Raw genomic sequence first — 13538 nt, 5'->3', positions numbered from 1 at the left:
ATTGTCTTCAGTATGATACTATTTGATTTAAGAGTTAGTTTATAGTCTTTGGAGGGATTGATGGATGAAAAAAATTGCAGCAATTATTCCAACATATAATCCGCAACAATCATTTATAACATTTGTACATCAATTATTAGCCACCTCAATTTCTCAAGTTGTTATTGTTAATGATGGTAGCGATAAAAAATATGAAAATATTTTTGAAGAGTTAAAGAAAATAGATAGATGTAAAGTTCTCCAACACGAACAGAATATTGGAAAGGGTGGAGCGTTAAAAACAGCTTTCTCCTATATTCGGTCTAAACGAGCGGGTTTTCAGGGTGTTCTAACAGTAGGGGCACACGGACAGCATACGTTAGAGGATATCAAATTAGTATTGACTATGACAAAAGTGTTTTCAGAAGGCATTGTCTTAGGAATCCGCAATTTCCATTCCTCCGATAGTACGTTCTTTTCGTATTGGGGGAACCGAGCAACTAGTTTACTGTTTGAATTACTATTTCATAAAAAGCTAATGGATACACAAACAGGCTTGCGTTACATAGAAATCAAAGAATTACCATGGCTTATAGAGGTACAAGGTGATCGTTTTGAATACGATACAAATATGCTTGTCGCGGCCCTAAAAAGAAAATGTCCAATTTTCGAAGTAGAAATTGGTCAGCTACGCTTAAAAAAGAATTCAATTATTCAATATGATGAATTAACAAATACAGGTACAGTAATGGCTAAGATGCTTATAAAATATTTGAAACCGTAGTAAGCGTAATGCAATACGTGTATTTCTAATATTTTGTGCTAGGATAAGAATAATAATTACTCAACTTGACGCAGCGAGTATAAAAGAAGGGGTAATGAATGTGGAATATTCAGATCAAGTGAAAAATCGTGTGAAGCGAATGGAAGGTCAGCTACGCGGTATTTTGAAAATGATGGAAGAAGAAAAAGATTGCAAAGCCGTTATTACACAATTATCCGCAGTGCGCTCTGCGGTAGATCGTACGGTAGGCGTAATTGTTAGTACAAATTTGTTAGAATGTGTACAAAATGCTGAAGGTGACGGCGAAAAAATGAATGAAGTTATTCAAGAGGCTGTAAATTTAGTTGTCAAAAGCCGTTAGAATCCAAAGTTAAAGCATATTTAAGCTCTTACCTTATATAGAAGCTTGTTAAACGACAAGTCTCGCCTCTTTTAGTTTTGTCGGAGAATCGTAAGCCACTTTTGTTTAGGGGCTTATTTGTCTCAGTTTCCGATAGAATTTATTCTGGCGGGGCTTGTTTCGTTATTATGATTATATAAGATGTTTTAGGTGAAAGTTAATGAATATGCAAAAAAATACTTTTAATTATTAGATTTATGTTTTATATAGGTTTAAAAACCTAAATGATTACTTCGATAAATGTAGAAAAAGGTCATATGTAGTGAACTTGTATGATAGATTTAAAGTAATATTCTCTTTTATAATTAGGATAAAGATATTATAAAAGAGAAGGTGAGTTATTTTGAGAAAATGGATATTAAGCAGTGCAACATTGTTGATGTTAAGCCCAACTATAGCCCATGCACAAAGCCAGCCTTTAAATATGCAAGCACCAATTGCTTACAATGTGGTGGCAAGCACTAAGATAGAAACATTCGATCAACTAACAAATGAAATAGCAATGCAACTTAACAATTTTGCTACAGAAATTAAAGTTACATATAGTGGTTCAATGACAGGTTTCGACAAAAAGTTAATGGAAGCATTTGAAGAGGCACAGCAAAAGGCTACTTATGCCAGTGGTCATCTTCAAGGAATGACTATGACTGCTGATTCCACAGGCAACGTGACCTATAAAGTGAAATACTTTACGACTCCAGCACAAGAATCTGCCGTTCAGAAAAAGATTGATGGCATATTAAAAACGATTATTAAGCCATCTATGACACAATTTCAAAAAGTAAAAGCCATTAATGATTATATAGTGTCCAATACTACTTATGGTACAAAAACAAAGGCGAGTCCACATAGCGCTTACGCATTATTATTTGAAGGACAAGCTGTATGCCAAGGCTATGCTTTATCAGCATATAAAATGTTAGAGCAAGCAGGGATTGAAACTAAATATGTAGTAGGTTATGTAAATGGCAATGAAGCACATGCTTGGAATATGGTGAAGGTTGATGGCAAGTGGTATCATCTGGATACAACATGGAATGATCCGTTACCAAATCGCATAGGGGCATCTTCCTATGATTATTTCCTTGTAACTGATGCTCAGCTAAAGAAAGACCATAATTGGATTACTTCAAATTACCCTGCGGCAACAAGTACAGCATATAATTTTATGCAAAATGTACATTTTGCACACCAAATCAATAATACTTTATTCTTTAGCAACACAGCAGATAATGATAAATTGTATAAACTCGACTTGGTAAGTGGTAAGAAGACTAAGGTAATTAATACGCGAGCACTTTATATTACAGGTGTTGGAGACAATCTTTATTATAGCGATTATAGTAATAGCGGTTACTTAACAAAACTAAATTTAAAAACATTAAAAACGAGTGTAGTTGTTAAACAATCGGTATCTGATCTATTGATTAACAGCGGATATTTAGTATATAAAGTTAATGGTAAAGAGCAAAAGCTGAAAATTAACTAATTTATAGTGTGATAAACAGAAAGCTTCTATATCACATGTTCAATGCATATATATTTATAAGCACAAAAGGGCTCCTAATTGAGTTCTTTGTGTTTTTTTTGTATATAATGAAAGTAGTGAAACTGTGTGAGGTGAAGATTTTTGTGGAAAAAGCTAGCTATTATTGCAATACTTATCATTTTCTTAGAACCAATTTATACAGCGGGTAAAGCGACAGTAAAACAAGTTGTTACGTGGGCAAATAATGATGACATTGAAACGGTGCTACTAGCAACAAAGGAGAAAATTGTTGATGTTACCACTAAATTTTCAGAAGATGCCTCAATACAAACAGCAAACCCTGAAGATGTGAAGGAACAAAAGCTAGCCGTTTCTTCTCCGGTCGTACAGCAGCCTGAGACAAAGCTTGTTGTTACAAATGCAAAGGAAATGGCAGATGCGATGTATGCCTATTATAGTAGCTTTTCACCAACCTATGAGATTCAATATAAGGGAAGTACAGAACGAATCGAGAAGATTGTAGAAGAGGCCTATGACAGTGCAATTAAAAGAGATGATTTTGTGTATGGGCATATTAGTAAGCATTCCATACGCTTTGAATATGGGAGAAAAACTGCCAAAATTTTTGGGGAACAAAGCTATTTAATAACGCCAGAGCAAGCAGCTTATGTTGAGATGAACGCTCAAGAAATAGTAGCCACAATTGAGAAAAACGCGAAAACAGATGTGGAGAAGGTCAGAGCCGTTAATGATTATATAGTAGCGAATACGGCTTATACAGAACAAACGAAGTCAAGCCCACATAGTGCTTATACCGTGCTTGCTGAGCATGGTGGTGTATGTCAGGGCTATGCGTTATTAGCACATACACTGTTACAAAAACTTGGCTTTGAGACTCAATATATTGTTGGCTATGTCGGTAAGGAAGGGCATGCTTGGAATTTAGTAAAACTTGACGGTCAATGGTATCATCTTGATACAACGTGGAATGATCCTGTGCCTGATCGGAACGGTGCCATAAGGTATCAATATTTTTTAGTAGATGATCGTACAATGGCGCGTGATCATACATGGATAGCAAATGATTATCCAAAAGCAACAAGTACCATTTATAGCTACTATCAAGATATCGATTTTCCCGCACAAGTAGGAACTCAGTTATTTTATAGCAGTATTTCTGATGACAATAAATTGTACGTGCTTGATATGACTACAGGAAAAGCTCAGCGTGTTACTAAAACGCGTGCGCAATATATTGTTTATGCTGATGGATGGTTATACTTTAGTAATTATTCGCATGGCGCTTATTTAACAAAAATTCGCCCTGATGGAAGCGGTGAACAAGTGTTAAATAGGGAAGACACGAAGGATTTATTTATTAAGGATGGCTATTTATATTTCATGACGGATGAGCTAAAGAAAATGCAACTATAATTTTTGCCAATTAAGTGTAGATGAAGGGTGTATGACATTAAAATGCTCTATAGCCATCTTACATTTTAAATAAGTAATACTGTTGATTTCCGCTATGGGCGGACGCTTTCCGCGGGCACAACGTAAGCCGCAACCCTCGCTGTCGCGTGGATTGTTGCGTCTTACGTTTTGTGCGTTCCCGCAGGAGTCGCCGCCCGCCGCTCCAATCGACTGAATGCCTTGGTAAAAATATTCTATTTAATGACCACGAAGAGGATAAATGTCAAAAGTTAGGACTATATCGCCTATAGTTACAGTCTTCTTTTATATGAAATAAATATAGATGACTACTACCGTTGATTTCCGCTATGGGCGGACGCTTTCCGCGGGCACATCGTAAGCCGCAACCCTCGCTGTCGCGCGGATTGTTGCGTCTTACGTTTTGTGCGTTCCCGCAGGAGTCGCCGCCTTCCACTCCAATCAACTGAACACGTTAGTAAATCCACAAAAAGGGCGTATGACATTAACGATTGTCATACGCTCTTTTTGAGCGTTCAATAATATAATGTATTGGTTGATGCTGACACAAAGTAACTTGGATTTTTGGGTACATTGAGGTCATTTCCTGGGAAAATGTTTTTAAAATTAGCGGGTTATGCTTTAGAGCGCCACCATTACAATAAAAGTGAAAAGGCTCGCCTTGATAGCCAATTTGCTTTAGTACCGCACAAGCGAGAAGCACTAACTCATGGGCAGCCTGTATAGAGATATGAATAGCGCATGCATCTTTCTTTGCAACTGCATCGGCTAAAAATGCACTCATTTTTGCTAATTGTGCATTTGTATAAGATGGGCGGAATAACCATGCTGCTAGCTCCGTGACATCTTGAATACGTAAATAGTTATAGACGGCATCTTTTAATATCGTCGCCTCGCCTCGTCCATCCTCCATGCGGAAAATGGCCCGTAAAACTTCCTGCCCTAGCCAATAGCCACTACCTTCATCGCCTGCACGATGGCCCCAGCCACCAGAACGTGCGATTTGTATACCATCGAATGCGTACGCAATTGCACCAGTCCCTGCTATGAGTAGTGCACCTGCCTGTCCAGCAGTGACACCTAATAAGGTAGCTTCAGCATCATTTTCGATAATAAGCATCTGGATATGTAGCTGTGCCGCTGTAATTGCATCATGGACAATTTCCGTAACATTTTTATGATCATTTGGTGAATCAATCCCAGCCATAGCAAACGTGGCGATAGCGATTTTTGAGTTAGCTTGCGCTTGTAAAAATACACGAGCTTTTGCTAATAATGTTCGTAATATATCCGTAGCAGGCTCCACACCTATAGCCTGGTAATTGGACCCTCCTAATGATGTTGTAAATTGTATTTCACCTGACTCGGCATGTACGATTGCACATGCCGTTTTAGTTGCACCACCATCAATAATTAGCAGCCATTCATTCATTGATCCCATTCCTCTATAAACGAAATTAATTGCTTTTCCGCCTCTGTAATGGCGAATTCCTTTTGCTGAACCCATTCAAGTAGGGTATCTGCCTTTACCTTTGCTCGCTCAATTGATGCTCGCATTGTTTCAGGTGAAGGGCCACCTAATAATGTTCGTACACTTACAAAAAACTCTGGTTTTAAAGTATGATAAAAATCATCTTCAGAAATAATTAAAGGTTTGCCAGTAACCAACTTGGCTTGTGTATTAGCTAGGCTCCATGTCAGACTAGCGAGTGATTCTTCACCGTGAGCAAGTAATACTTTAATGCACTTACTGACGATACTATGGGCTTGACGGAATGAAATACCTTCGGAGCGGACTAATGTATCAGCGAGTTCTGTTACATTTGCAAAACTGTTTTCCGCGCGGTTTCGGAGCTTCTTCTTGTTTACATCCATTGTAACAACGAGTGAACCAAATAATTTGTAAATACCTATTAATCGATCTATAGCTCGCCATAAATATGGTTGCATATCGTCCTCTGTATCTACGATATCACCAAACGGTGTATTATGTACCATTTGTAGAACTGTACTAGCGTCTCCGACTACTGCAGATAGTAATGAGCGTGTATGTTCAATGGAAACAGGGTTACGTTTTTGCGGCATAATCGAGCTAATTTGAACGTATGGGCTAGCTAGTGTAAATGCGTTAAATTCCTGTGTAGCCCATAATAAAAAGTCCTGAGATGTACGTCCGAGGTTAAGGGCGGCAAGCTGTACAATACTTGCTGCTTCAGAGATATAGTCAGCACCAGCAACCGCATCCCAGGCATTTTCGATAATTTCATCGAAAGCTAGTAAGTCTCGCATGCGCTCACGGCTAATGTTAAAGCCTGTAGTCGTTAAGGCGGCTGCTCCCATGCTACTCCGATTAACTGTTTGATAGCAATGCTGCATGCGCTCGAAATCTCGATCGAGTTGATCGATTACGGCTTTTAAATAATGTGCAAAAGTGGTTGGTTGTGCTTGTTGCGTATGTGTATAGCCAATCATAATTGTATCGATATGCTCCTCAGCTGAAGCAATTAAATCACCTCGTAATTTAAGCAATTCCCCCATAAGCATTAATAACTTTTTGCGCAATGTCATTCGATAAATGGCGATACCCATATCATTACGACTTCTACCAATATGGAGATTTCCAGCAACGTCACCAGCAAGTTCTATTAGTTTATTTTCAATGCGGAAAAATAAATCCTCGTATTGCGGGCTATAATCTTCTATTCGATAATAGTTCAAGTCTAGTTTTTTTAGCGCCATAGCAATTTGTTTCGCTTCTTCTTTTTTTACTAGTCCTTGTTCTTCTAACATTTTTAAGTGAGCAATATTAATTTGAAGCATAATTGTTAAAAAGTTTTTCTTCGCTTCGTCATAAGCTGGTTGCAAAACAATTTTCCGATAAATATTTGAAGGAAAAATCATTCCATCCTCCTGCTGGATTTTGTTGCGGAAATCTTCAAACATATGAATGGCCTCCTATAGGATGACAGTTAAATGGCTGTGCCAGCACTGCCCTTTGATAGCTTTTCGGAAATAATGAGCACAATTAAAATTAAGAAAATCTGTAAAACGCCATAAGCACATGCAGTTCCAAATTTAAAGGCATATAATTTTTGAAATATAGCAACAGACAGCGGGATTGTAGAAGTACTGTAAATAAGAATAGAGGCTACGAACTCACCTAAACTTTGAACAAGTGCTAGCAGAGTTCCTGCTAATATTCCCGAAAAAGTAAGTGGTAGTACGATCCGTCTAAACGTATACCACCAGTTTGCGCCTAGACTTCGCGATGCCTCCTCGATAGACTGATCTAATTGCACGAGGGAAGCTGATGTTGAACGAAAAACGAGGGGTAAATGTCTAATAAAATAAGCTAATGGTAAAATCCAAAATGTACCGATAAGTACTTGGTTAAAAGCGAAAATATTTTCAGTACTAAAGGCTGCAATTAAATTGACGGCAACTACAGTACCAGGCAATGCCCAAGGAACCATAATTAAAATATCAAGCAATGTTTTACCTTTAAAATTTAGGCGAACCATCGCATAGGCAGCTGCAACACCGAAAATTACATTACCGAACGTTGCGACGACGCCCATTTGTATAGAGTTCCAAATTGGTCTCCATGTTCGTTCGTCAGTAAAAAGCGCTATATAATGATCGAGTGTATAGTCGGTGGGGAGAATTTGAGTTTTCCAGGCACCATCTACTGAAAAAGAAATTAAAATAAGCACTAATATTGGTAAAATTAAAATAAGTGTACCGCCAAAGGAAGCAATTGTAGCAATCATTTTCATCCATTTTGAGGATACTTCAGAGCGATGAACGCTAATGCCTTTACTCAAATTTTGATAGTTTCTACGATTTTGGTACCAGCGCATAATGATTAAAAATGAAATGGACACAAAAGATAAAATCATTGACTGTGTAGCGGCCATCCCCAAATTACCATTTGTTCGTGATAAGTATATTTGCATGGTCATTGTTCGTTCGACACCAAACATTAACGGCGCAGTATAGGATGCCATAGATATCATAAATACAAGTAATGCAGATGCAATAATAGAAGGTGTCAGCATTGGCAATATAACCTTTGTCCATACACGAATACGCCCTGCGCCTAAACTAGTTGCTGCTTCCTCTAATGATGGATCCAATCCTTTAATAGCAGCCGAAGCGGTTAAATAGAAGTATGTGTACATTGTAAATGTATGTACAACGATTACACCCCATATGCCTTTTAAAGAAAAGGGTACTTGCTGTAGTCCAAATAAATGTTGGATCGCACGTGGGAAAATTCCACTTTCTCCGTAAAGAAAAGTAAATGAAAGTACACCAACAAGCGGTGGAAGAGCCATTGGCACTAATACTAAAATGGATAGTATCCGTCTCCCAGGGAAATTATAGCGTTCTAATAAAAAGGCCATTGTAATACCAACAATTGCACAGCAAATAACACTAATAATAGAAATATATAAACTAGTCCAGAGTGCCTCGAGATTCGCAGGGCTAGCGAGACTAAAAAACTTTTGATAATGCGTAAGTGCATTATCCTCTGAAAAGCTCTGAAGGAAAGTTTGATAGAAAGGATAAATCACATAGGCAAACAACACTAAAAACAATGGTGAAATTAATATATAAACAAACCATTTCGATTGTGTTAGCCGTGTCCAAGCATTATTTTGATAAGATTGTACAGGTGGTTTTTCCATATGGTATGCCTCCTATTCTCCTAAAAAATAAAGTGATTCACGAGCTATATTTAATGTAATGTCTTCGCCAATATTTTTTAACTGAGCGTTTGTATTAATTATCATGACTTTCAACGAGAAATCGATAAAATCGACAATATAATTCACGCTTATTCCTGTAAATTCAACAAAAGAAATGGTTCCTGTTAATGTGTTTTCACCAGGACCTTGATTAACGGTCTCTGGACGAATCGAAATAAACACGTTGTCTCCAATCATATGCGTTAAATTAGGGGAGCTGTGTTGCTTTCGCCCAGTTAGAACAAGTCCGCTCTTCGTTTTTACTTGTATTTCATCATCATGAATAGCAATTGTTGTCGCTTCAATTAAATTCGTTTCCCCAATAAAATCGGCGACGAAGCGGTTTAATGGACGATTATAAATCTCCTGAGGTGTGCCAATTTGTTTCACATATCCATTATCCATCACCATAATGCGGTCCGACATAGCCATCGCTTCCATTTGATCGTGCGTTACGTAAATTGTTGTGACGCCTAACTCCGATTGAATTCTTTTGATTTCAATGCGCGTTTCCTCTCGTAATTTCGCGTCTAAATTCGACAAAGGCTCATCAAGTAATAAAATATCAGGCTCAATGACAAGTGCTCTTGCCAATGCTACGCGTTGCTGCTGACCGCCAGATAATTCATTTATTTTTCTATTTCCGTATTGTGCAAGATGCACGAGTCCTCTAATACGATCGACTTTTTGTTTTATCTCAAATTTTGAGAACTTTCGTACTTGTAAACCAAAGGCAATATTTTCGTCTACTGTCATATGCGGAAAAAGGGCGTAATTTTGAAACACCATACCGATATTTCGTTTGTTTGGCTGAAGCAATGTCACATCACGATCATCGAAATAAATTTTCCCTTCAGTAGGGTAATAAAATCCTGCAATCATTCGTAATGTGGTTGTTTTCCCGCAACCACTAGGCCCGAGGAAAGTGAAAAATTCACCTGTTTTAATATCGAGATTTAAATCTTTCACGCCATGTACTTTCCCAAATTGCTTAGAGACATTTTCGATTTTGACATTTTTCAAATGAAATGCTCCTTTCTATTTTGAAAAGATGGGGATGCTATTGCAATCAACTTTTCGCATAAATGTCTAAGTAGAATACTTATTAGCCTGTAATTGATACAATTCTGAAAAATATCCCTTTTCATTCAATAACTCTTGCATTGAACCTTCTTCAATTATGTGCCCATGTTGCAATACAAGGATTCGATTAACCATTTTTAAAGCAGATAATTTATGCGTTATTAATAATAATGTTTTTGTTGCTGAAAGGTCAGTTAATGTTTCAATCATATGGTGCTCACTCCTTGCATCAAGAGCTGCCGAAGGTTCATCTAAAATGAGAAATGCTGCATTTCGGAAGTAAGCTCTTGCAATAGCTACCTTTTGCCATTCACCGCCTGATAGTTCTGTGCCGTTATCAAAATTTTTACTTAAAATTTGCTCATACCCTTGTTCGAAACTTGCAACTAAATCATTAAGAGAGCTTTGCTCGGACACGCTAGCTAACCTTTCATAATCATTAGTACTTTCCGTATGACTAATCATAATATTTTCTTTAAAGGATAACTGATAACGGGAAAAGTCTTGAAACACAATACCGATTATTTGACGATAAGAATCAATATTATATTCTGCAATATCAATGCCGTTTAATTCTATTTTTCCTTCAGTTGGTTCATAAAATCTTGAAATCAGCTTAACGATGGTAGATTTCCCAGCACCATTTTCTCCGACAAGTGCGATTTTTTCCCCCATGTTGATAGTAAAATTAACTTGATGAAGTATAAATTTAGAAGAATTGGGGTACTTAAAAGATACATTTTTAAAAACTAATGTAAAATTACTTTTTTCTAAGGACAAAATCTCTTTGCCTGATTTTATATCTGATTGTAACGATGTGAATTTAAAATATTTTTCCATATAAAGTAATGTGTCATATAGTAAGCTCGAATTTTCGATAAAACCCGCCAAACTTTGCCGTGCAAGTAAAACAGAAGAAGAGAAAATTAGTATATCTCCTGCAGTAAATGTGTTATTTAGTACGCCTTTGACTACCCACCAAAAACTTAGGCCAATCCCTGCAATTCCAATTCCTACAAATACAACAGAGAAGATAGCTTGTTTATATCTGATTTTTTTTACTTCTGTATGAATTTTATTGAACGTCACCATATATTTATTAATAAAAAAGGCGGCCGTGTTATATATTTTCACTTCTTTGATGTGTTCTTTTGACAGCATTACTGAGCTATAATATTGCATCTTTCTAGATTCTGGACTATTCATTACAAGGGTTTCAAATGCTTCTTTTTGTAATTTATATGTAACGATAGCCTGTGGAACTATGGCAACAAAAATAATGAAAGCAATCAAGATATTAAAGTTCGTCAATAGCACCAACATAGAAATGCCAGTTATGACACTACTAATCATGCCAGAAGTAAAAACGATGAGGTTTACTGGCCTCCATGCAGCTTCTTGCTCAAGTATTTGTATATCATCATAAAATTCTGGATTTTCAAAGTAATATAGTCCCTTTATATCCGAAGATTTTTCCATTAAGGATTTATTTAAGTCGGCAATTAATTTATCAGTCATTAAACCTTGAAAGGTCATTTCAATGGGACCTAATATAGCATTAATAAATGATACTATTATCCAAGATATTACAAAGAATATGATTATAGAATAAACGATAGTGTCGGTAGTAGAAATGGCATCAATTAAACCTTTTGAAAACCAAATAGTAAGAGAGGGTAGTATTGCTTGAAATGGAATTATAATTAACAAAACAATAGAATAAAACTTTGAAGCTCCCCAAAAAAGAGGGAAGGTTTTTAGGGTAAGTTTGAAATAAGAGTAGATTGTATTCATGATTCTTCACCTAATTATACAGTATATATTTTACTTATATTCCTATTTAATTTAGCGTAAGTGTATTAATCAATTGGCAACGGACTGCAAAGAACTAAGCACGAGTTTTTAAGGCAACCTTAATGAAATGTGCCTCATTTAAGAAGGGGTGTAAAGAAGCTGAAAATCTCGAGATAAAATAAAAAATCCCCTTTAAGAAATTATAAAAAATAATGTAATATTTACATTTATAAGTTCTAAAAGAGGGTATTAAATTACTTAGTTTTAAATTCAATGCTTAGGATTCATATAATTCATTGCTATATACCACTATATGAAATCCTCCTTTAATTAGGGTTAAATTATAATTATTATAAACTGAATAATCAGAAATGACAAATTATTATAAAATTAGACAAGGTCAAAAATTTTTAGCAAACTTCCGTTTACCAAAATAAATTATAGAGTAATACTGCTGTTGATTTATGTTGCGTGTGGACGCTTTCCGCGGGCACACTGTAAGCCGCAACCCTCGCTTAAGCACGGTTTGTTGCGTCTTACATTCTGTGCTGTCCCCGCAGGACTGAATTAGGTAAGGAATTGTTTGAAAATTGTTTGAGTGCCTGGCACTACTTATTTCCTCTACCTTTAATATTCGTATCCCAGTGCTCCATCCATTCTGCCTCTTTATCCGACATTAGTTGCCAATCAATATCAAATGTTTTTAAATCTAATTCCTGATACCATTCTGGCATTGAAGCATGATCGATGTCGGAGCGTGTTGGAATTTGGTAGTAATCATTCGCTAATTTCGTCACCATTTCCTTTTCAAATAAAAACTCTACGAACAATTTTGCGTTCTCCAAGTTTTTAGCATTGTTAACAACGGCAACACCATCAACTAAAATTGGTGCACCGCTCTTCGGATAAATGTAATCGAACGGATAATCAGTTGTATATTTCTTTAATAGAATATCTTGCAAATTCCATAAGGAAACACTGCCTTCTTGACGTGTGAGCTTCAAATAAAGGGCATTTGGGTCTTGTGTATATTCTTTCGTGTTGGCATCTAATTTTAATAGCCAATCGTAGCCCTTATCAGGTGTAGTGGCATCTTGACGAACAATCATTGAGGAATAAATAGTTCGCATTGTTCCCGAAGCTAATACGCCGCGAATTAAAATTTGATCTTTCCATTTTGGATCTAATAAATCATCCCAATCTTGTGGGCCGGTCTCTTTTGTTAGTAAGTCGCTGTTAATCATTATTACTTCAGGTAAAAGCATTTCACCGAACCAGCGACCTTCTTTATCTTTATAGTTTGCATCAATTGTCTCGATAAAGCTCGGTTGCCACGTATGCAGTAAATCTTCGTTAGCGCCAACCATTAATGCAGATTGTGTACCACCCCACCAAAAATCTGCCTGAGGATTTGCTTTTTCACCGCGTAGACGCTCTAATATTTGCTGAGCACCCATTGTTAAAAACTCCACTTCAATGTCCGGGTACTTCTCATTAAACTGATCGATTACGCCTTGCACCATTTCCTCATCACGTCCTGTGTAAATGACCAGTTTGCCAGATGGAGTTGTGCTTTCATCTGCTTTTTCTGAATCAGATGCTTTGTCATCGTTTGTGGTATCTTTTGTCGAATTTTTATCGTCGGTGTTGCTACAAGCAGCTAAAACGATAAGCATCAGCACAAGAAAAACTCCGAAAATACGTGTTTTTTTCATAATCATCTTCCCCTTCCTATAGTGAGTTGCTTACATAGTGCAGTATAATACTTAAATAAAGTATTAATGTTAGAATAATTAAAATAATCTA

At 36.7% G+C, this 13538-nt stretch carries 10 protein-coding genes; 4 read left to right on the top strand and 6 right to left on the bottom strand.

Annotated elements, in window-relative coordinates; translation table 11 throughout:
* The first annotated feature begins 64 nt into the window (after nt 1-64).
* From ACIP9G_RS21350 to ACIP9G_RS21335, 4 genes are all read left to right on the top strand, one after another.
* Nucleotides 65-763 carry a glycosyltransferase family 2 protein gene (locus ACIP9G_RS21350; protein ID WP_401022097.1) on the top strand — a complete coding sequence of 233 codons (699 nt, stop codon included), beginning with the start codon at nt 65-67 and terminating at the stop codon, nt 761-763.
* Nucleotides 764-863: 100 nt separating this feature from the next.
* Entirely contained in the window at nt 864-1124 is a 261-nt protein-coding gene (locus tag ACIP9G_RS21345; protein WP_010857552.1) for a metal-sensitive transcriptional regulator, read from the top strand.
* A 382-nt stretch (nt 1125-1506) separates the two neighbouring features.
* Nucleotides 1507-2652 (top strand): transglutaminase domain-containing protein, encoded by a 1146-nt coding sequence (locus ACIP9G_RS21340; protein WP_401022095.1) that lies wholly within the window; start codon nt 1507-1509, stop codon nt 2650-2652.
* Nucleotides 2653-2793: 141 nt separating this feature from the next.
* Nucleotides 2794-4086 carry a transglutaminase domain-containing protein gene (locus ACIP9G_RS21335; RefSeq protein WP_401022093.1) on the top strand — a complete coding sequence of 431 codons (1293 nt, stop codon included), beginning with the start codon at nt 2794-2796 and terminating at the stop codon, nt 4084-4086.
* A 502-nt stretch (nt 4087-4588) separates the two neighbouring features.
* On the opposite strand, the gene ACIP9G_RS21330 is transcribed toward ACIP9G_RS21335, so the two are convergent.
* From ACIP9G_RS21330 to ACIP9G_RS21305, 6 genes are all read right to left on the bottom strand, one after another.
* Nucleotides 4589-5536, bottom strand: coding sequence for an N-acetylglucosamine kinase (locus tag ACIP9G_RS21330; protein ID WP_401022090.1), 948 nt, complete (start codon nt 5534-5536; stop codon nt 4589-4591).
* Nucleotides 5533-7047, bottom strand: coding sequence for an argininosuccinate lyase (argH, locus tag ACIP9G_RS21325; RefSeq protein ID WP_401022088.1), 1515 nt, complete (start codon nt 7045-7047; stop codon nt 5533-5535). Before argH ends, ACIP9G_RS21330 begins: the two co-directional genes overlap by 4 nt.
* A gap of 26 nt (nt 7048-7073) precedes the next feature.
* A complete protein-coding gene (locus ACIP9G_RS21320; protein WP_401022085.1) occupies nt 7074-8795 on the bottom strand; it encodes an ABC transporter permease in 1722 nt (573 codons plus the stop codon).
* A gap of 12 nt (nt 8796-8807) precedes the next feature.
* Nucleotides 8808-9878, bottom strand: coding sequence for an ABC transporter ATP-binding protein (locus tag ACIP9G_RS21315; protein WP_340821392.1), 1071 nt, complete (start codon nt 9876-9878; stop codon nt 8808-8810).
* 66 nt (nt 9879-9944) lie between these two features.
* Entirely contained in the window at nt 9945-11732 is a 1788-nt protein-coding gene (locus ACIP9G_RS21310) for an ABC transporter ATP-binding protein (RefSeq protein WP_401022083.1), read from the bottom strand.
* A 608-nt stretch (nt 11733-12340) separates the two neighbouring features.
* The gene (locus ACIP9G_RS21305) at nt 12341-13447 is read right to left on the bottom strand and encodes an extracellular solute-binding protein (protein ID WP_401022081.1); all 1107 of its coding nucleotides are present in this window, start codon (nt 13445-13447) and stop codon (nt 12341-12343) included.
* Between the last annotated feature and the right edge of the window lie 91 nt (nt 13448-13538).

This window comes from Lysinibacillus sp. NPDC093197, from assembly GCF_044754025.1.
In the GTDB taxonomy this organism is placed as follows: domain Bacteria; phylum Bacillota; class Bacilli; order Bacillales_A; family Planococcaceae; genus Lysinibacillus.
The sequence above is the reverse complement of the archived record's forward strand: the minus strand, read 5'-3'. Positions and strand labels throughout refer to the sequence as shown.

What these genes read in the sequence shown, in the direction of transcription:
- ACIP9G_RS21350 (WP_401022097.1), top strand. Translation starts at nt 65, where the DNA reads ATGAAAAAAATTGCAGCAATTATTCCAACATATAATCCGCAACAATCA.
- ACIP9G_RS21330 (WP_401022090.1), bottom strand. Translation starts at nt 5,536, where the DNA reads ATGAATGAATGGCTGCTAATTATTGATGGTGGTGCAACTAAAACGGCA.
- argH (WP_401022088.1), bottom strand. Translation starts at nt 7,047, where the DNA reads ATGTTTGAAGATTTCCGCAACAAAATCCAGCAGGAGGATGGAATGATT.
- ACIP9G_RS21320 (WP_401022085.1), bottom strand. Translation starts at nt 8,795, where the DNA reads ATGGAAAAACCACCTGTACAATCTTATCAAAATAATGCTTGGACACGG.
- ACIP9G_RS21310 (WP_401022083.1), bottom strand. Translation starts at nt 11,732, where the DNA reads ATGAATACAATCTACTCTTATTTCAAACTTACCCTAAAAACCTTCCCT.
- ACIP9G_RS21305 (WP_401022081.1), bottom strand. Translation starts at nt 13,447, where the DNA reads ATGAAAAAAACACGTATTTTCGGAGTTTTTCTTGTGCTGATGCTTATC.